General features: G+C 48.7%; 15 protein-coding genes and 1 CRISPR repeat array. Of the genes, 1 reads left to right on the plus strand and 14 read right to left on the minus strand.

Translation table 11 applies throughout. The features are described from left to right. Positions 1-612: 612 nt before the first annotated feature. The 6 genes from yjfF to DKT73_RS08015 all read right to left on the minus strand — a co-directional run bounded on the left by yjfF (position 613) and on the right by DKT73_RS08015 (position 7,502). Entirely contained in the window at positions 613-1,587 is a 975-nt protein-coding gene (yjfF, locus tag DKT73_RS07990; protein ID WP_111638040.1) for a galactofuranose ABC transporter, permease protein YjfF, read from the minus strand. Continuing rightward, a complete protein-coding gene (locus DKT73_RS07995; RefSeq protein ID WP_111638041.1) occupies positions 1,584-2,612 on the minus strand; it encodes an ABC transporter permease in 1,029 nt (342 codons plus the stop codon). The genes yjfF and DKT73_RS07995 overlap by 4 nt, the downstream gene beginning before the upstream one ends. A gap of 53 nt (positions 2,613-2,665) precedes the next feature. Next, positions 2,666-4,219 (minus strand): sugar ABC transporter ATP-binding protein, encoded by a 1,554-nt coding sequence (locus DKT73_RS08000; RefSeq protein WP_198666572.1) that lies wholly within the window; start codon positions 4,217-4,219, stop codon positions 2,666-2,668. Between the two features lie 78 nt (positions 4,220-4,297). Further along, complete coding sequence (locus DKT73_RS08005; RefSeq protein ID WP_269814503.1) at positions 4,298-5,296, minus strand: ABC transporter substrate-binding protein; 999 nt, start codon at positions 5,294-5,296, stop codon at positions 4,298-4,300. Positions 5,297-5,502: 206 nt separating this feature from the next. Continuing rightward, the gene (locus tag DKT73_RS08010) at positions 5,503-6,450 is read right to left on the minus strand and encodes an AEC family transporter (protein WP_111638042.1); all 948 of its coding nucleotides are present in this window, start codon (positions 6,448-6,450) and stop codon (positions 5,503-5,505) included. A 146-nt stretch (positions 6,451-6,596) separates the two neighbouring features. Beyond that, the gene (locus tag DKT73_RS08015) at positions 6,597-7,502 is read right to left on the minus strand and encodes a LysR family transcriptional regulator (RefSeq protein ID WP_111638043.1); all 906 of its coding nucleotides are present in this window, start codon (positions 7,500-7,502) and stop codon (positions 6,597-6,599) included. 133 nt (positions 7,503-7,635) lie between these two features. Between DKT73_RS08015 and DKT73_RS08020 the strand changes: the two genes are divergently transcribed. After that, positions 7,636-8,334: a pirin family protein gene (locus DKT73_RS08020; protein WP_111638044.1), complete on the plus strand. Its 699-nt coding sequence runs from the start codon at positions 7,636-7,638 to the stop codon at positions 8,332-8,334. Positions 8,335-8,493: 159 nt separating this feature from the next. Here DKT73_RS08020 and DKT73_RS08025 read toward each other — a convergent pair whose 3' ends face one another. The 8 genes from DKT73_RS08025 to cas7e form a co-directional block, all read right to left on the minus strand. Beyond that, positions 8,494-8,805, minus strand: coding sequence for a type II toxin-antitoxin system RelE/ParE family toxin (locus DKT73_RS08025; protein WP_111638045.1), 312 nt, complete (start codon positions 8,803-8,805; stop codon positions 8,494-8,496). Further along, the gene (locus tag DKT73_RS08030) at positions 8,805-9,065 is read right to left on the minus strand and encodes a type II toxin-antitoxin system Phd/YefM family antitoxin (RefSeq protein ID WP_111638046.1); all 261 of its coding nucleotides are present in this window, start codon (positions 9,063-9,065) and stop codon (positions 8,805-8,807) included. Before DKT73_RS08030 ends, DKT73_RS08025 begins: the two co-directional genes overlap by 1 nt. A gap of 74 nt (positions 9,066-9,139) precedes the next feature. Further along, on the minus strand, positions 9,140-9,367 hold the full coding sequence (locus DKT73_RS08035; RefSeq protein WP_111638047.1) for a hypothetical protein: 228 nt from the start codon (positions 9,365-9,367) through the stop codon (positions 9,140-9,142). A gap of 374 nt (positions 9,368-9,741) precedes the next feature. Further along, a CRISPR array of direct repeats spans positions 9,742-15,998; the repeat unit is 29 nt; unit sequence CGGTTAATCCCCACGGCTGTGGGGAACGC. Between the two features lie 171 nt (positions 15,999-16,169). Continuing rightward, the gene (cas2e, locus tag DKT73_RS08040) at positions 16,170-16,460 is read right to left on the minus strand and encodes a type I-E CRISPR-associated endoribonuclease Cas2e (protein WP_111638048.1); all 291 of its coding nucleotides are present in this window, start codon (positions 16,458-16,460) and stop codon (positions 16,170-16,172) included. A gap of 12 nt (positions 16,461-16,472) precedes the next feature. Further along, positions 16,473-17,393 (minus strand): type I-E CRISPR-associated endonuclease Cas1e, encoded by a 921-nt coding sequence (gene cas1e / locus DKT73_RS08045; protein ID WP_111638049.1) that lies wholly within the window; start codon positions 17,391-17,393, stop codon positions 16,473-16,475. Positions 17,394-17,531: 138 nt separating this feature from the next. Beyond that, complete coding sequence (gene cas6e, locus DKT73_RS08050) at positions 17,532-18,140, minus strand: type I-E CRISPR-associated protein Cas6/Cse3/CasE (protein ID WP_111638050.1); 609 nt, start codon at positions 18,138-18,140, stop codon at positions 17,532-17,534. Continuing rightward, on the minus strand, positions 18,127-18,807 hold the full coding sequence (cas5e, locus tag DKT73_RS08055) for a type I-E CRISPR-associated protein Cas5/CasD (RefSeq protein ID WP_198666573.1): 681 nt from the start codon (positions 18,805-18,807) through the stop codon (positions 18,127-18,129). The genes cas6e and cas5e overlap by 14 nt, the downstream gene beginning before the upstream one ends. Next, positions 18,807-19,901 carry a type I-E CRISPR-associated protein Cas7/Cse4/CasC gene (cas7e, locus tag DKT73_RS08060; protein WP_111638051.1) on the minus strand — a complete coding sequence of 365 codons (1,095 nt, stop codon included), beginning with the start codon at positions 19,899-19,901 and terminating at the stop codon, positions 18,807-18,809. The genes cas5e and cas7e overlap by 1 nt, the downstream gene beginning before the upstream one ends. Between the last annotated feature and the right edge of the window lie 14 nt (positions 19,902-19,915).

Here is a 19,915-nt window from a genome sequence, read left to right on the forward strand (position 1 = left end):
CTACATAAAACCAATCACCTGTAGGCCGTCAAAAGCAGATGGCACCAAACCAATCCCCATCAAAATGTAGGTCGGCCTTTAGGCCGTCAGAAGCCGATGACACCAAACCAATCCCCATCAAAATGTAGGTCGGCCTTTAGGCCGTCAAAACCTCATAACATCAAACCAATACCTTGACGCGCTAAAGCACGACCTACATAAAACCAATCACCTTTAGGCCGTCAAAAGCCTGTGGCACCAAACCAATCCCCATCAAAATGTAGGTCGGCCTTTAGGCCGTCAAAACCTCATAACATCAAACCAAAACCTTGACGCGCTAAAGCACGACCTACATAAAACCAATCACCTTTAGGCCGTCAAAAGCCGATGGCACCAAACCAATCCCCATCAAAATGTAGGTCGGCCTTTAGGCCGTCAAAACCTCATAACATCAAACCAAAACCTTGACGCGCTAAAGCACGACCTACATAAAACCAATCACCTGTAGGCCGTCAAAAGCCGATGGCACCAAACCAATCCCCATCAAAATGTAGGTCGGCCTTTAGGCCGTCAAAACCTCATAACATCAAACCAAAACCTTGACGCGCTAAAGCACGACCTACATAAAACCAATCACCTGTAGGCCGCTGAGCGTTTTTTTACCCACACCACAATGCCCTTTTGCAACAAGATAAAAAACAGCAACAAACCACCCACTGCCAATTTTGTCCACCAGCTGTTTAACGAGCCATCGAATGTGATCAAGGTTTGAATAATGCCTTGGATCATGCCGCCCAAAAAGGTCCCAAACACATAACCCACACCGCCTGTTAACAAGGTTCCGCCAATGACCACCGCGGCGATAGCATCCAGCTCCACACCAACTGCGGCCAACGGATAGGCGGAACCGGTGTAAATCGCAAAGATCACCCCAGACATAGCGCTGTAAAAACCACTCAAAGCATAGATCTTAATAATGGTTTTCTTAACTGGCACACCTAATAGAGCGGCAGAATGACTGTCTCCCCCCAACGCATACACGCTCATGCCAAAACGGGTACGACGAGCAATTAAGATCCCCATCAGCAACAACACCAACATAGCCATGGCAATAAAGGTCAAACCACCACGACCTGGTAAAGGCAAATAAATACTCGATAACCCAGCAACAAAAGGGTGATCAATAGGCACCGCATCCAGATTAATCAGGTACGCCAGACCACGAAACAGAAACATTCCGGCCAAGGTCACAATAAAAGCCTGAATCTCAAAAAACGCAATAATCATCCCCATGATCGCACCAAAAGCCACACCGACCATCAGAGCGATACCCATGGCAAACAGCGGGTGTATTTCCATATTGGATATCAAATACGCCATCAACACCCCCACAAAGGCAATCATTGACCCCACTGACAAATCGATACCACCGGACAAAATAACAAACGTCATGCCAATGGCCGTGATGATCAAAAACGCGTTGTCGGTCAATAAATTGGAAAACACCAAGGTGTCACGAAAGCCTTTGTATTCGTACACGCCAAAACCATACAACAGGATAAACACCAACAGGGTTGCCAATATTGGCAAGTTTCGTTCATTAATCATGGTTTTGTGTTCCCTTTTACTGAAGTCTGCTTTTTCTGGAAAAAACCAGACAGCCACTGACGGGTTTTCGGCGATTGAATCAACAATACCGCCAAAATAATGGTCGCTTTCACCACCAAATTATATTGCGCTGGCAAACCACTGGTCAGAATCGCCGTGGTTAACGTCTGAATAATCAGCACACCGACAATCGTCAATAATAAATAAATACGCCCGCCCGCTAACGAAGCTCCCGCTAACACCACCGCCAAAATAGCGTCCAGTTCTAGCCATAATCCGGCATTATTCGCATCCGCTCCGCGAATGTCTGCGGCAAGAATAATGCCGCTCATGGCCGCGCAGAATCCGGAAAACACATAAGCCGATAACACCAACAAACGCGCTTCGATCCCGACTAAACGACTGGCCCTCACATTCGCCCCGACGGCTTCAATAAACAAGCCCAGGGCGGTTTTTCGCATCACCACCAAGGTCAATACAATCATGCCAATCGCAATCCACACCCGAATCGGAAACGCCAAAAAATAACCATTACCAATGGCATCCAATACATCAGAATGAAAGGTAACGATCTGCCCTTCGGTAATCATCTGGGCGATACCACGCCCTGCTACCATCAAAATCAAGGTGGCAACAATCGGCTGAATATTAAACACCGACACCAATACGCCATTCCACACACCGCATAGTACACCAGTGCCTAAAGCGCATAGGATCACCAGCCACACAGGAAAGTCAGTGTTCACTGTCAGTACCGCCGTGACCGCCCCTGAGATAGCAATCACAGCACCGACCGATAAATCAATCCCACGGGTACCAATCACCACTGCCATGCCCAATGCCACCAAAGCAGTTGGCGTGGCACGATGCAAAATATCCAACAGGCTACCAAACAAATGCCCATCGACCATTTGAATGCTCAAAAACCCCGGTGTGATGGACGCGGTCACTAGAATGATCAGTACCAGCGATACCAAGGGCGCGAGCGTTTTTTGATGTTTATGCAAAAACTTATTCTTTTTCATAGGGACAACTACTTTGAAAACAGACCGAAAGAAGCAGAACACGACAAACCATGTTAACTGGCAATCGTGCGCAATATGGCTTGCTCAGACACTTCATTGCCATGAAGCTCCGATATCTTTTGATGGTCTTTCATCACCACCACACGATGAGCAAACATCACCAACTCTTCTAATTCAGAAGAGGCCACTAACAAGCCCATACCTTGTTCACATAGCTCGTTAATGATTTGAATAATGTCGTGATGCGCACCAATATCAATACCGCGAGTGGGCTCGTCTAAAATCAACAGAGCAGGATGTGTAATCAACCACCGAGCGAGAATGACTTTCTGCTGATTCCCGCCGCTCAACTGACCAATAGGCTTATCCATATCGGGCGTTTTGATCGCCAAACGCTGAATCATGTCTTCCACAAGCTGCTGTTGCTCTGCCATGGAAATGGGTGACCACCAGCCTCGACTTGCTTGTAACGCCAGAATCATATTTTCTCTGACACTCAACTCCGCCACGATACCGTCGAGCTTACGATCTTCAGGGCAATAGCCCATGCCAACTTGAATCGCACGGCGCAAAGACAAATTCGTCAGTGAATGCTTACCCAGTATTACTTCCCCCTGATCCGCCTTCACCGAGCCATAAGCCAATTCACAGAGTTCCGTGCGACCAGAACCTAATAAGCCCGCTACGCCAACAATCTCCCCCGCCGCAATACTCAAATCCAAAGGCTGCAAATAGCGCTGCTTGCCCACATTGTTCAGCTGCAACAGTTCCGTGCGCTCACGCTTAATAGAATGATCGTGGGCGGTCGGGGTAAGATCTTCTAGGGATTTCCCCACCATGTGACTGACCAACTCAGAACGCGTCAACTCAGCCGTTTTAAAAGTCCCCACACACTCACCGTTGCGCAGCACCGTAATACTATCGGTAATGCGATACACCTGATCTAAGAAATGCGTCACAAAAATAATGCCTAGCCCTTCGGATTTCAGACGCGTCATCAAATCAAACAACTGCTTGATTTCATCACTGTCCAAACTGGCCGTCGGCTCATCCAAAATCAGCATTTTGGCTTGCGTACTTAACGCCCGAGCTATCGCCACCAGCTGCTGAATGGCAATCGAATAGGTGTCTAACTGTCGCAATGGGTCTATGTCTAAACCGACCTGCGCCAACAATGCTCGCGCGCGGATTTCGGCTTTTTTCCAACTGATTAGACCAAAGGTTTTTTCTTGGTGCTGTAAAGTGAGATTTTCCATCACCGACATGGTCGGAATCAGATTCACCTCTTGATAAACCGTACTGATGCCTAAACGCTGCGCATGACCACTGTCCGATGCATTGATCAAACGGCCATCTAAAAAAACCTCTCCACTGTCACGTGGATAGACGCCCGTCAGCACTTTAATTAACGTAGATTTACCGGCACCGTTTTCACCCAACAAAGCCCGAATCTCACCCGGCTGAATGCACAAAGACACATTGTTTAAAGCTTGCACACCGGTAAAAGATTTTGATAAGTGTTTGATTTCGAGTAACGAATGGGACGCGCTTTGCGCCGCTTCGAAAGTGTCTTTGACTACTGAAGTATCTTTGGCTAAATGCGACATGGCCTGCCGTCTCCGTTATAGCGAATACAAAACAATCAAGCACACCTAGAACGCCTTTTCTCTAGGTGTGCCTGCCTATTATTTACGCTTCGCGTATTCCGCAGCCGCTGTGTCTGGAAGGTACAATGGGCCGTTGGCTTTGATCCACTTGTCAACAGATTCGCCTTTCTGAGACGCCAGAATGGCATCAAACGCGGGACCACCAAGATGAGGGTTTAACTCGATAGTGGCATTGGCTTCGCCATCTGCCATGGCTTTAAAAATATCTGGCACCGCATCAATAGACACCACTAAAATGTCCTTGGTTGGTTTCACGCCTGCTTCTTTCATTGCCAAAATCGCCCCCAATGCCATGTCGTCATTGTGAGCAAACAGCGCGCAGATATTCTTCGCACCGCCCTCTGCTTTCAAAAAGCTCTCCATTACTTCTTTACCACCAGCGCGAGTGAAGTTGCCAGACTGTGAACGGATAATCGTCATATTTGGGAAGTTACTGATAACAGAATCAAACCCTGTCTTACGATCGATCGCAGCCGATGAACCAACAGAACCCTGCAACTCAACAATATTACAACGCCCATTGGTCTGCGCTGCCAACCAAGAAGCCGCTAAGGCGCCTTCTTCTTTAAAGTCAGATGCCACTTTGGTTAAGTACAAGCTAGGGTCCGCCGCCACACCACGGTCAATCAACACAACCGGTATTTTAGCCCGTTGCGCTTCTTTCAATACCTGATCCCAACCGGTTTCCACCACAGGTGCCAACAAAATGCCATCCACCCCTTGGGCAATAAATGAACGTACCGCTTTGATTTGGTTTTCTTGCTTTTGTTGCGCATCGGAGAATTTTAGATCGTAGCCACGGCGTTCCGCCTCAGCCTTAATGGATTCGGTTTCAGACGTTCGCCAGCCACTTTCAGAGCCAATTTGCGAAAACCCTATAGTAAGATCCGCCGCCATCGCCGAAACGGAAAACACAGGAAGCATCACAGCGAAAGTCGTCAGCAAAGCCTTGCGCTTAAAAGCCCCTAACCATGGTAACGAATGGCAAACAGAAGAACGAACAGAAAGAGATTGCATACTAGATTCCTTTTATTTTTGTTGTGATCAGTACTGAGAACAACACGGCGGACACTCCGCCTCAGCCATACTCTGCCATTGAGAATATAACTCACTTCCTGTGCTTTCAAATGCAAGTTACGGCGAATTGCATATCAGTATTGATATGACAAAACACCGCAACATATCTTTTTTAAAACCGGTTAAATCGCCCTCCTAACGGCGTATCAGCTTAAATACAACTGACTCAACCACACACTCACAGGCAAGGTCACCACAGACAACAAGGTCTGCATAGTAATGTAAGCCGACATTTTATCGGCATCACCGCCTAACTGACGAGCCAATGCATAAGCCGATGTAGCCGTAGGAACCACACCAAACAACACCGCCACCAACGCTGGCAACCCCCGCACATCCAGCCACCAGCACATAACACCAATGACCAAGGGAAACACCACAAAACGCGCCACCGAAGACATAACAAAAGTCATACCCACCGCACGAATCGTCTCAAAACGCACACTCGCGCCCACCGCCAACAACACCAATGGCAACGCCGCTTGTGACAACATCCCCACCACATCGGAAACGACAATAATCGGCGTCCATCCCAACAAATTCAAACCACTGCCCAGCACAATCGACACAATCAACGGGTTACGGATCAAGGCACCACTTAACAAACGTGGTAAGGAGGTGGAAGCAGAAGGATCGGTTGTAGACGGCCCATGCATCAAGGTCATAGACACCACCAAAAACACATTAATAGAGGGTATCAACACCGACGCCCCCAAGGCCGCCAGCACCAACCCTTCATTGCCGTACAAACTCCCTGCCAACGCCAACATCACAAAGGTGTTAAAGCGAACGCCCGCTTGCAACATAGACGACGCCGTCGGCGCCACCACCTTCATCAGCCACGTACTGACAAACACAAAAATCGCCGTCACCACCAAAGCAAACAGCAAGATAAACGCATACTTAGGCAACAAAGGGTTAGAAAAATCGATCTGCGAGGTTTTATGAAACAACAAAGCGGGAAACAGTACCCAATAAGACAACTTATCCACGCCCGACCAAAAACCATCCATCGGAAAACGCCAGCGCTGACACACCGCCCCCGCCATCAATAACAAAAACACCGGCAACACGGAAAGAGAGAGAGAAAACACACATACCCCTTAAAAAAATAGCCCAAGGTAATCACCTGTAGGTCGGCCTTTAGGCCGTCAAAAGCCCAACAACACAAAACCAAAAACCTTGACGCGCTAAAGCACGATCCACAAGATCGACGGAATTCGTTTAGCGACAGCCTCCTTTAGCGAGAATGACAAAGCCGCCAATCTTGCACCGCTAACTGCTCTACAAACCAAGACAACCCCAAACCCGGTTCGTCTTTACGCCATGCCAAATACGCCATCTGATTCGGCCTTGGTAACTCACACTGGCGCAACACCAAACGCCCAGCACTCAGCTCATCAACAATACGATGTTTCGGCAAATACCCCACCCCTAAACCCAAACATTGCGCCTGAATTTTACTGCGCATGGTATCGACCCTCAGCACTTGGCGACTCTCAAAAATACCACTGCTACGAGCGGGTAAAATTTTTGAACTATCTGCCACCACAATCGCTGGATACTGACGTAATTGCGCGGCGGTAATCGGCCCATCCGTCAACGCTAATGGGTGCGTTGGTGACACCGCAAAGACAAACTCTATCTCACCAATCGCACGAATATGCACATTGCCCTTTGGCAACTCCCCCGTTGCCCCAATCACCAAATCGGCCCTATCGTCTTGCAAGGCATCCCAACCACCGCCCACCGCTTCTTCTGATAAAGTCAGCTCAACGGGTCGATTTTGTGATAAAAAATCCCCCACCACAGACATCAAAGGCGACTCCAGCAACACAGTATCTCGTGCGATTCTCAGCTTAGGCTCCCAGCCTGACTCAAACTGCTTGATCGAATCTTCTAAGCGCACAGCAGCAGCAAGAATGGCACGACCTTGCTCCAACACCAAATGCCCTGCTGGCGTCAGCACCGCTTTTTGTCGAGACCGATCAAACAGCGCCACGCCCAAATCGTCTTCCAGCTTCTTCACCGTATACGTTAACGCCGAAGGCACCTTAAACAACGCCTCCGCTGCCGCCGCAAAACTGCCCAACTGATGAATCGCCTCCAACACCCGTAATGCTTCCAATGTCACCGCGTAGGCCATAGCTCAACCTTTGTTCAAATTTTTTGAAATACTAGCTCAAAACCTTCCAATTTTCTTTCTTTTTCCCACCCACTACACTCACTTCATACCCGCACATCATTATGAATTGCGAGAAAAAACTAGGAGAAAGACAATGATCACACTTCGCAACGCACAAGACCGTGGACACGCCAACTTTGGCTGGTTAAAAAGCAACCACACCTTTTCCTTTGGCAACTACTACGACCCACAGCACATGGGCTTTTCTGACCTACGCGTCATCAACGACGACACCGTCACACCCGGCGCGGGTTTCGAAACCCACGGCCACCGCGATATGGAAATACTCAGCCTAGTATTAGAAGGCACCATCGCCCATAAAGACAGCGCAGGCAACATAAAAGAACTGCCCGCAGGCGAGTATCAACTCATGTCCGCAGGCAAAGGCATCTACCACAGTGAATTCAACGCCTCTAAAAAAGACATGCTGAAATTCCTACAAATTTGGATCATGCCAAACAAACTAGGCGGAGAACCCGGCTACCAACAAAAGGAATTTAGCCAAGCACAAGGCTTCACCACCATCATCACCCCAGATGGAAAAGATGGCACACTGCACATAAAACAAAACATGCAGCTCATCCAACTGATCCTAGAAGATCAACCAACTGCCACCTGGACAGCGGACAAAAACCGCCATTACTATGTGCACCTGATCGAAGGCGAACTCTCCCTCGGCAACGGCATCACCATGCACCCAGGCGACGGCGCAAAAATTGAAGACGTAACAGATATTAACTTTGAAAGACTGAGTGAAAAACGCGTCAAAGCACTGCTTTTTGACTTGGTGTAACCACCAACGACATAAACACCGACCTGCAAGATATTGATCCACATAATATTTTGCAGGTCGCGGCTTCAGCCCGACAAAAGATTCTTCACCAAACCCCAGATCAACATCAGGAAGGCACCACCGTAATCTGCTACAACGGCCTATAAAACGGAGGGCGGTTTAGATGAATTTTCTTTCAATAAGATGAATAAACGGCACCATACTTTTATGCAAAACGGCAAAGACAACAACTTGATTTTTACCTTCAACATAATAAATAACGTGGCTACCGTAGGGAAAACTGAAAACATTTTCTCGGATCTCCGGCCGACTCTTACCAAGAGAAGGTGATTCGGCAAGCAATCTAATCGTTTGCCTAATCCCAAACAAATACTGTTTAGACTGAGTGATCCCCCAGTTTGCTAACGTAAAACGATGAATTCCAACTAAGTCTGACTTTGCATCAGGTGTTAAATAATAAGTGACAGACATTAATCATAAAGCCCTTCTTCAAGCTCACTGAAAAACGCTTCACCAGCAACCAGATCTCCCTTTGATATATCTTTCATTGCTTGAGCGGCTTTATTTTGCAATAAATGCAATTTTAACGCTTCGATACTCTCATAATCATCAACGGAAATAACAACAGCAACTGGCTTACCATTTTTACTGATTTGAACAGGAGATTTTTGAGCATTTAGTAATAAATCACCAAAATGAGTTTTAGCCTCATTGGCAGAAATAGTATTCATCATCATCTCCAAATAAATCGTTCGATTCATACAATATAATCGAATCATCTAACAACTGCAAAAACCCATTCCCTTTAACATCCAACCACACCGTAGAGCAGCATGAGAGAGGCACGACCGTAATCTGCCAGCGGCCCTTTGCCCCACAAAACACACCAAGCCATCATCAACCACACCGTAGGGCAGCATAAGGGAGGCACGACCGTAATCTGCCAGCGGCCTTTACGTCCAAAACACACCAAGCCATCATCAACCACACCGTAGGGCAGCATGAGGGAGGCACGACCGTAATCTGCCAACAACAGACTTAACGACCAAAACTAAATCATTGAATTCGATGACATTAAAACAATAGATAGTCCAACTCCTCATACTCACAATCCCACGACAGAAATATTCTCCCGTCATTCCTGTTTATCCGCTCAATCATCATTGAAAAACAATGACCCAGTCTGCTGATATTTTAACTGTGGCGAACTCGCCATAATTAAAATCCAAGAAACAAAGAATAAATAAGCATCAGTTACTGTACGCATAAACCATCACCTTATGAGGCGGAACAACAACCCAGCGCCTAATTACCTACCAACTAATACTTCAATCCACACGGCGGCTTGAGTGCCACTGGCGAGACCACTCCTTTGCTGGATCAATTTCCGATTACCGTTGTCATCAGCGGTTAATCCCCACGAGTGTGGGGAACGCCTATCCCGATCAATGACTACTTGTATTCAAGACGGTTAATCCCCACGAGTGTGGGGAACGCGTATCAATGCCATCATAATCAGTAATATCAAAACGGTTAATCCCCACGAGTGTGGGGAACGCTATCAGTTCGTTCTGCAGCTGTATGACGTTTTCGGTTAATCCCCACAAGTGTGGGGAACGCCAATTTAACGGCAAGGCTTTTCACGCTCATGCCGGTTAATCCCCACGAGTGTGGGGAACGCTTGACCGCCACGTATCAGATCAATAAAAAAACCGGTTAATCCCCACGAGTGTGGGGAACGCGAAATACAATAAAGGTTTCTATGTAATTGGCGAGGTTAATCCCCACGGCTGTGGGGAACGCAACAGGCATAACTAAAGAGGAGGCGAGATTAGCGGTTAATCCCCACGGCTGTGGGGAACGCACGTAAACTCATGCTAAACAAAGGCTGGTCAACGGTTAATCCCCACGGCTGTGGGGAACGCTTCTGAGTTATGACCTGTGTTCAATGCGTCCGCGGTTAATCCCCACGGCTGTGGGGAACGCGCCTATGGCTAGGTCGGAAACGCTCGGATTTTCGGTTAATCCCCACGGCTGTGGGGAACGCTTCTGCCGTGGTCGCTGCTGACCCTTTCCAAGCGGTTAATCCCCACGGCTGTGGGGAACGCCAAATAAAGTGGCGTTTAAATACCCTTCTTTGCGGTTAATCCCCACGGCTGTGGGGAACGCACACGAAGCAATTGAAAAATTAATTGAAGACGCGGTTAATCCCCACGGCTGTGGGGAACGCCAATTACGAGACGTGAAAAGTTACTATCCCAACGGTTAATCCCCACGGCTGTGGGGAACGCGTTTTTTTATGTCTTGAATAAGCATAACGAGGCGGTTAATCCCCACGGCTGTGGGGAACGCCATCGAACAAACCCACTCAATCCATTCTATTTGCGGTTAATCCCCACGGCTGTGGGGAACGCTACATTGGGAACCGCAAACCATGCACAAGGACCGGTTAATCCCTACGGCTGTGGGGAACGCACCATTCGACGCCTCGCAAGATCAAACACATGCGGTTAATCCCCACGGCTGTGGGGAACGCTTCATCAAGTAATGCGTCACCAAAAGAGATGCCGGTTAATCCCCACGGCTGTGGGGAACGCTCCTATGTAGCCTAGTATTGAAGCAATTTGATCGGTTAATCCCCACGGCTGTGGGGAACGCCAAGATGATTCGATCAAAAAAAGAGCTTAATCCGGTTAATCCCCACGGCTGTGGGGAACGCGCTCTTAGTCACTACGAACATGCCTAGACGTACGGTTAATCCCCACGGCTGTGGGGAACGCACTCGCAAGAGTACATTACAAACAGCACATCACGGTTAATCCCCACGGCTGTGGGGAACGCCTACGTTAGCTGATTTCTGCGAGCAAGCAGCGCGGTTAATCCCCACGGCTGTGGGGAACGCGCTCCCCAAAAGGGTTTCATCCGTTCGGATTGCGGTTAATCCCCACGGCTGTGGGGAACGCAACTAAATACACGCAAGCGATGAATAAAAAGACGGTTAATCCCCACGGCTGTGGGGAACGCCTTGTTTCGCCTTCTGACCCGCTGTAAATGGCCGGTTAATCCCCACGGCTGTGGGGAACGCATCCTCAAACCAGTTTTCTTTGGAAATAATTTCGGTTAATCCCCACGGCTGTGGGGAACGCGATAATAAAATAATTAATATACAAATCAATGGCGGTTAATCCCCACGGCTGTGGGGAACGCCAAGACCCAAAGATGAAACATCATCATTAATGCGGTTAATCCCCACGGCTGTGGGGAACGCGAGACCATAATGACTAGAAAGCCCATTAAGAGCGGTTAATCCCCACGGCTGTGGGGAACGCTGAAGCTGCGCGAGATTCGCATGTTTTAATCCCGGTTAATCCCCACGGCTGTGGGGAACGCTTTAGATCCAATGATAATAACGCATTCAAAGACGGTTAATCCCCACGGCTGTGGGGAACGCTGGCATAGATTTGGTGACGGTTGGGATTGCTACGGTTAATCCCCACGGCTGTGGGGAACGCATCCCCGTTGGTCAGCACCGTGATGATTTGGCCGGTTAATCCCCACGGCTGTGGGGAACGCAAAATGATCAAGCGGCGTACCTACTGGAATCGCGGTTAATCCCCACGGCTGTGGGGAACGCGCTGGGCAGTCGGGCATTGAGAAAGATCAGCTCCGGTTAATCCCCACGGCTGTGGGGAACGCCTTTGCATACGATTTCTGCAGGCGGGAATCATCGGTTAATCCCCACGGCTGTGGGGAACGCAACCCGCTCGTTTGTTTGCCGTTTATCGTCGGCGGTTAATCCCCACGGCTGTGGGGAACGCGAGTTTACGGTAAACCCCCCCGTTAAACCCCGCGGTTAATCCCCACGGCTGTGGGGAACGCCCGCGCGCCCAATCGTTGGGGGCAAAGTACGTCGGTTAATCCCCACGGCTGTGGGGAACGCGGGCGTTTAATAAAATCACGCGTGGCATGGTCGCGGTTAATCCCCACGGCTGTGGGGAACGCGCTTTGCGCCTGCATGGCTTTAATCATTCCAGCGGTTAATCCCCACGGCTGTGGGGAACGCATCTTGAGATACTTGGAGCAAGATAAGAATTTCGGTTAATCCCCACGGCTGTGGGGAACGCTAAAGGCTGAATCCATTAGAACTGGAGAGTCTCGGTTAATCCCCACGGCTGTGGGGAACGCCCTATCGGTCTGCGACTCGTCAGCACCCATAACGGTTAATCCCCACGGCTGTGGGGAACGCGCTTGTCAGTTGTTCCGCGTCAAACGCCATTACGGTTAATCCCCACGGCTGTGGGGAACGCTTTGGCTTCTGCTTTGACTGTTAAACGCCATGCGGTTAATCCCCACGGCTGTGGGGAACGCGCGTGTCAGTTGTTCCGCGTCAAACGCCATTACGGTTAATCCCCACGGCTGTGGGGAACGCGCATCCATTACCGCGCCCGTCAGTTTTTCGGCCGGTTAATCCCCACGGCTGTGGGGAACGCGATAGGGAGTCGGGCATTTGGCAGAAAGTTAGCGGTTAATCCCCACGGCTGTGGGGAACGCGTTGGCTTCTGCTTTGACTGTTAAACGCCATGCGGTTAATCCCCACGGCTGTGGGGAACGCGCATCCATTACCGCGCCCGTCAGTTTTTCGGCCGGTTAATCCCCACGGCTGTGGGGAACGCGTTTTGGCCTTCTTGACGTTGCCTTTAAGCGGCGGTTAATCCCCACGGCTGTGGGGAACGCTTGTAAGGCTCTGGTATATGTGGAACCCAATTCGGTTAATCCCCACGGCTGTGGGGAACGCATGGTCAGACTCATACTAAGTATATTAGAGATCGGTTAATCCCCACGGCTGTGGGGAACGCCTGCTGGTTCAGGTAAAGTAATGTTAGCCATGCGGTTAATCCCCACGGCTGTGGGGAACGCATTCACTAATTCGTCAAATAATGAGTAGTCGCCGGTTAATCCCCACGGCTGTGGGGAACGCTGTGGTCGTCAACATATTTTGTTGTCTGATGTCGGTTAATCCCCACGGCTGTGGGGAACGCCTCTCCAGTTTTCCAAATGCATCCCAAACCAGCGGTTAATCCCCACGGCTGTGGGGAACGCCATTACGGAATTTCAACATTTAAAATGCTGTACGGTTAATCCCCACGGCTGTGGGGAACGCTCTTCTATATCCGACCCGTAAGCAGGCCATTGCGGTTAATCCCCACGGCTGTGGGGAACGCCTCTCAGAGCATGAACAAAATATAGCCTCTAACGGTTAATCCCCACGGCTGTGGGGAACGCCAAAAGCGACCTATCGCAGGATGATATACTTGGCGGTTAATCCCCACGGCTGTGGGGAACGCTACTTCCACGTTCGAAATATTGTTATTAATCGCGGTTAATCCCCACGGCTGTGGGGAACGCCGAACGATCAAAACTCGAACGCTGAATTTCAGCGGTTAATCCCCACGGCTGTGGGGAACGCTTCCTCATTAAGAACAGGCAAATTGCCAAAATCGGTTAATCCCCACGGCTGTGGGGAACGCATGAGCAATAAACGGAGTCGCAAAATAACCCGCGGTTAATCCCCACGGCTGTGGGGAACGCCCAATCATGGACAACATGTTTATGGAAACATTCGGTTAATCCCCACGGCTGTGGGGAACGCAAAAGGTTAATCAGGAATTTGCTAATATGCGACGGTTAATCCCCACGGCTGTGGGGAACGCTTCGAGCTGCTTTGAAAGCGGCCATCGAAGAACGGTTAATCCCCACGGCTGTGGGGAACGCCAAGTGGCAGGGATTAGGTAGGGTTCGCGCCCCGGTTAATCCCCACGGCTGTGGGGAACGCAGGCCTCAAAAAGGTGAGGCTGTTTCTATCCCCGGTTAATCCCCACGGCTGTGGGGAACGCTTTTTGTTTATTGAAAATCATAATGAAAATACCGGTTAATCCCCACGGCTGTGGGGAACGCCTGCTTCAGCACATTTTCAACATGGCGGCGCGCGGTTAATCCCCACGGCTGTGGGGAACGCGACATGATCAACGATTCTATCCAGCGTGCGCACGGTTAATCCCCACGGCTGTGGGGAACGCACTTTAGCTCGCTCCAGTGAGTTTGGGTCGAACGGTTAATCCCCACGGCTGTGGGGAACGCTGGTACCTATCTGCGGCACAGCAGTGCGATTGCGGTTAATCCCCACGGCTGTGGGGAACGCGGCTCCAGCTTGGGAGACCGTTAGAGCGCAGGCGGTTAATCCCCACGGCTGTGGGGAACGCCAAGTCCTTGAGTTTAAGGGTTTGTTCATTGACGGTTAATCCCCACGGCTGTGGGGAACGCTAATTTAATTTTACTGGTGTAATATGAAATTACGGTTAATCCCCACGGCTGTGGGGAACGCTAAGTCTGACAATGACGGTGATGATGTGTTTACGGTTAATCCCCACGGCTGTGGGGAACGCACCTTTAAATCGACTATCTCTACAAGTATCACACGGTTAATCCCCACGGCTGTGGGGAACGCGATTCTTATCTCATTAAGACTGAGAAAGGCTACGGTTAATCCCCACGGCTGTGGGGAACGCTTGAGTCCTGCAAGGATTGTGGTCTTACCGTACGGTTAATCCCCACGGCTGTGGGGAACGCTTACTTGACTCATACGCTGACATTCATGATTACGGTTAATCCCCACGGCTGTGGGGAACGCGTCCTCGTCGCGTTGTAATTACTTCTCAATGACGGTTAATCCCCACGGCTGTGGGGAACGCACCATAAGCGGTGCAGAGTTTGTCCGGCATTACGGTTAATCCCCACGGCTGTGGGGAACGCCATAACGCCTGGTCCCGACGTTCTTTTCTGATCGGTTAATCCCCACGGCTGTGGGGAACGCCACGTTTCCAACTTCACCCCGTCGTCATTACTCGGTTAATCCCCACGGCTGTGGGGAACGCTAACTCCACGTTTAATCCGTTCACATCAACAACGGTTAATCCCCACGGCTGTGGGGAACGCGAAGTCACGGTAAGTTTTTACGTCTGGAACTACGGTTAATCCCCACGGCTGTGGGGAACGCGGGACGTAACGTGATAGTGTTCAAAATCATTCCGGTTAATCCCCACGGCTGTGGGGAACGCCTGTTGTTGTTGCAGTCTGGGCACAACCCAAACGGTTAATCCCCACGGCTGTGGGGAACGCACGGTCCGAAGAAACCCGCTTCTGATAAAGCACGGTTAATCCCCACGGCTGTGGGGAACGCGACAGAGACAGTGAAGCCAAATAAGGCTCCAGCGGTTAATCCCCACGGCTGTGGGGAACGCTAGGTCCGAAGAAACCCGCTTCTGATAAAGCACGGTTAATCCCCACGGCTGTGGGGAACGCGACAGAGACAGTGAAGCCAAATAAGGCTCCAGCGGTTAATCCCCACGGCTGTGGGGAACGCTACTTGAGCCGTTTATCGAAATAGACATCGCGCGGTTAATCCCCACGGCTGTGGGGAACGCTCAAACTGATCAAACCCACCTTCTGCAATCTTCGGTTAATCCCCACGGCTGTGGGGAACGCTGCCGTCGTGACCCGTTCCGATATATCCCGACCGGTTAATCCCCACGGCTGTGGGGAACGCTGCGGTCGCTCGCCATTCACCAAGCTGCAGTGCGGTTAATCCCCACGGCTGTGGGGAACGCTCTTAGTGTAGACGATTGTTTTGCAAAGGAAAATTCTTTAACAAAAAATCCACCAAGAGTTTTACTCTTTTTTGAGTTTTTAAAGAGCTGTAACTATTTGATTTTTATTGGTTTTATTTAAAGCTTTTTCTTAAAAAACCATTTCACCAGAATTTATTTAAAATCAATTAGTTAGCTATCTTTTGGTAAAAAAGAGACAAGCCTTAGTCCATCTAAATCAACGGGAATGCGCCGATTTTCACCATAAGTTTGGAATTCAAAACCAGATTCGGTATTGGTCGCCCAAGCCATTACAACATTACCTTGTTCCGCTAATACGTTGATTTGTTCCCAGATCATTTCACGGATTTTGCGTGAAGTATTACCAATATAAACGCCCGCACGAATCTCTAATAACCAGATGGCTAAACGCCCTCGTAGTCTGTCTGGTACGTTTTCCGTTACCACTACCACCATGCTCATGAGACTTCTCCTCTAATGGCTCCGATGACCACTATTAGCCAAGGATTCTGGCTCTGGAATCGCGGGAGGTTGGCTATCTTTTGGTGGTTCGGGCGGTTCAATTTCACCTGCGGCAAGCACTTCTTCAATCAATGGAATCAGCTTATCCAGTACTTTGGCACTGCGGAAAATGTCGCGGCAGGCAATACGAACATCTTTATCAGGCTTATGCGTTCCCTTGGCGGCAATTTCAAAGGCTTTGGGAACCACTGCATCAAATTTGATAATGTCGGCAATATCGTAAACAAAAGATAAAGGCTTACCTGTATGCACAAAACCGATAGCTGGCGCGTAACCCGCGGCAAGAATGGCGGCCTCGGTAATACCATAAAGGCATGACGTAGCAGCACTGATACATTGGTTAACAGTATCACCTTTTTCCCAATCCTTCGGGTCATAGCGGCGGCCTTGCCAATCCACACCGTAGCGCTTAGCTAACAGCTTATAGGTTTCTTTAACTCGTGCACCTTCGATACCACGTAATTGCTCCACGGAACGACGGCTTGGCGGCGCTTCACCGAAGCGCAGCTCAAACATTTTTCGCACGACTTTTAAGCGTAAGTCATCATCTAAGGCAAGCTTGGCTTGATATAGAAGACGATCCGAACGAGCGCCACCAGGCTGACCAGACGCATACAAACGCACGCCTGCTTCACCGACCCAAACCAGTAATGTACCCACTGTTGCTGCCAACTTCACCGCTGCATGAGACACCCGCGTGCCCGGCTCTAGCATAATGCACGCCACCGAACCCACGGGAATATGAGTACGTATACCGTTCACATCAATCAGCACAAACGCCCCGTCTTTCACATCCAACTGACCGTATTGCAGAAAAATCATCGACACCCGATTCTTAATCGGAATCGGATTCAGCGGGATAAAACTACTCATACTTGGCTCCTTGTATGGTTTGGCTCATTACTATTCGTGGCTAGCAAATTAAGGCTCAGGTAAATTTTTAAACCCGTTGGATTCGACGGGTTTAAAACAGCGTCAATGTCATCGAATTCGATGACATTGAGAGAATGTTTATCCAACAGGGGCCAGTGATAACATCCCGCACCCCATTCCTTTTGCTGCCCCGATACCAGTTTGAAGCATTTGTGAAAACGCCTCAGCATTATCTATAGATAGAACTCCTTCAAAACAAACTGGCTTAATCTGGCCACGACGATCTTCCGATTCCTTATAGAAATACAAAGGCTTTTCATCTTGTACCTGGATAGATTGCAACGTTGCTTTTCCTTCAAGCTTGCGTTGCAACCAATTGATTTGATCTTCTTCTCTGAGTAAGGGGACTCGACATTTTTTTGGTTCCCCCTTTTTTGTTAATCGACCGTGTTTATCTTTAATCGTTTTCACAGGATTTGCTCGCAGCTTAAAGCGTATAGTTGAGCCTGTTTCGATGTTTGGCTTAAAAGACTTACTTGCCATAATCATGGCAACATCCGCATTTATTGGCTCTTGCTCTGATTGCAACAAAACCAATGCACCAATTCCTTTTTGGTATTGCTCAACTCGAAACTGAAAATCACGCTTTTGACCGTCTCTATAGGGAAACAGTTGCCATAATGCTTTATGTAACTTGTAAGGATTCTCGATCCATTTCCAGTGAACCATGACTTTACTTAGATACATTGCCGATCCCTCCTTGAACAATAAACCATTCACGTGTTGCGAATTGTCTAGGCAAATTAATAATAGGTTCATCTCGCACTTGAAGATGCACATCGTGTTCTGCATTGGCTATTTCACTATAAATTACGCCTTCATTAGGTGGGCAAAGATTTAATGCATCCAGTGGCTTTTCTGCTTCGACTTCAGCTAAATAAAGAGGCTCAGAAAATGGACAACTTCGACGGCCAAGATAAGGCGTGAATACAGGTTTTTTCACTGCCATTGTCAAGCGCTCTAATGATATAAAAGAAGACTCAACCGTCCATACTGCGATGGTAAAAGTCGCATCGCATAAGTATTCACGCCATGTTTGTATGGTTTCGTGGCTTTTTAAACCTCGGTAGCTTTCACGAGCGTCTTTTACCGTATGGTAATCCGTTAGTTTAGTGACCTTGATCGCCTTCCCTTCGATATTTTTTTGCTCACAACGTATCGCAAAACGCACCCCATTACTCAGTTCTTGCAAGGCTTTTCGATCACTACGACGAATACCAAGACAAGCACCTAAAAGGCCCAATAATCCACTACGAGTGGGGAACGCAGCACTTAGGCGCGCTCCTTCAAAACTTGGCTGCCCCCACGCTTGCATGGGGCCAGAAAGCCTTAATATCAGATAATGCCCCATCATTACACCTCGCCATTGTTAAGGATCCATTCTTTCAGTGACGCCAGTGTATCAAGTGATTTAACCCCTTCAGGTACTTCATTAGCAGAGATCTGGAACTGAGCCGTTGCACCATCTAGTCCATAGCCTTTGGCAACTTTTTCCCAGTAATCGTTTAAGCTTTTAATGGAAGGAGATAAATAACCACCTTGAGACTCTTGTTTCACAGGTTGCTCAAAGGCGTTTGCCAATGACAAAGGAAAATCAGAGAAAGAAACCATCACGAAATCAGCTAGGTTAAAGGCTGCAAAACTGTGCTGTTTTGCATTCGGCGTTTCTGTGGCTAATAGGTGAGCAAAATGTGCTGCAATCTCTAGCACCTTGCCTCTATCAGCATTGCCTAAGTTTTCTTGAAGTTGGCGAATATTTAAGCTGGCATAACGGTAAAAGACCCCAGCGGAAAACTCTTGAGTCCCTAAATGCCCTGACCCCAACTCTTGTAAATCATCAACAGCGGTAAACCAGTCAATATCAGAATTCACAGTATGAGTGGTAATAGAATGCGCCAATGATAGAGCACCATCCACTTTCCCCAGCTCACTCATAAAACCACTGGTCGCCATACGACCACTTAATGCCACATCCACACCTTGATTAAGATTGGCGCGCATTGCAGTGATTTGTTCTTTTAGCATTTTTTGCAGTTTCTTATCATCCAGTCCTTCTGCTTCGCCTTGCGCTACTTGCTGACAGAACCATTCCACTTCCCCCAAAACCCAAGGTAACACTGCATCGCCTTCTATTTTTTCAGCATTATTAATTTCCTTCCCCGTTAATAAACTAAGGGTTTTATCAATTAATGCTGTTGGAAATTTATCCGCCAATTTGGCATGGAGAGTATCGCGCAGCTTAGCAAGATGAATAGTTCTAATGCTTGAGTTACCTATATTGGCAGCATAATAATCACTCTTGCGGATCGCACGTTTAAGGCTCTGGCTGGAAATCCGTACACGTCGTTTACCGCCAAAAACAGCATCCTTTTGCATATTCATATCATCACGGTTTAGACAAGCTGGGCTATGAGAAATAAGCATATGGAAATTAATAAAGTTAGTCATGATTGAGTCCTTAT

The organism is Marinomonas shanghaiensis, assembly GCF_003259175.1.
GTDB classification, from domain to species: Bacteria; Pseudomonadota; Gammaproteobacteria; order Pseudomonadales; family Marinomonadaceae; genus Marinomonas; species Marinomonas shanghaiensis.

What these genes read in the sequence shown, in the direction of transcription:
- yjfF (WP_111638040.1), bottom strand. Translation starts at nt 1,587, where the DNA reads ATGATTAATGAACGAAACTTGCCAATATTGGCAACCCTGTTGGTGTTT.
- DKT73_RS07995 (WP_111638041.1), bottom strand. Translation starts at nt 2,612, where the DNA reads ATGAAAAAGAATAAGTTTTTGCATAAACATCAAAAAACGCTCGCGCCC.
- DKT73_RS08000 (WP_198666572.1), bottom strand. Translation starts at nt 4,219, where the DNA reads ATGTCGCATTTAGCCAAAGATACTTCAGTAGTCAAAGACACTTTCGAA.
- DKT73_RS08005 (WP_269814503.1), bottom strand. Translation starts at nt 5,296, where the DNA reads ATGCAATCTCTTTCTGTTCGTTCTTCTGTTTGCCATTCGTTACCATGG.
- DKT73_RS08015 (WP_111638043.1), bottom strand. Translation starts at nt 7,502, where the DNA reads ATGGCCTACGCGGTGACATTGGAAGCATTACGGGTGTTGGAGGCGATT.
- DKT73_RS08020 (WP_111638044.1), top strand. Translation starts at nt 7,636, where the DNA reads ATGATCACACTTCGCAACGCACAAGACCGTGGACACGCCAACTTTGGC.
- DKT73_RS08025 (WP_111638045.1), bottom strand. Translation starts at nt 8,805, where the DNA reads ATGTCTGTCACTTATTATTTAACACCTGATGCAAAGTCAGACTTAGTT.
- DKT73_RS08030 (WP_111638046.1), bottom strand. Translation starts at nt 9,065, where the DNA reads ATGAATACTATTTCTGCCAATGAGGCTAAAACTCATTTTGGTGATTTA.
- cas2e (WP_111638048.1), bottom strand. Translation starts at nt 16,460, where the DNA reads ATGAGCATGGTGGTAGTGGTAACGGAAAACGTACCAGACAGACTACGA.
- cas1e (WP_111638049.1), bottom strand. Translation starts at nt 17,393, where the DNA reads ATGAGTAGTTTTATCCCGCTGAATCCGATTCCGATTAAGAATCGGGTG.
- cas6e (WP_111638050.1), bottom strand. Translation starts at nt 18,140, where the DNA reads ATGTATCTAAGTAAAGTCATGGTTCACTGGAAATGGATCGAGAATCCT.
- cas5e (WP_198666573.1), bottom strand. Translation starts at nt 18,807, where the DNA reads ATGATGGGGCATTATCTGATATTAAGGCTTTCTGGCCCCATGCAAGCG.
- cas7e (WP_111638051.1), bottom strand. Translation starts at nt 19,901, where the DNA reads ATGACTAACTTTATTAATTTCCATATGCTTATTTCTCATAGCCCAGCT.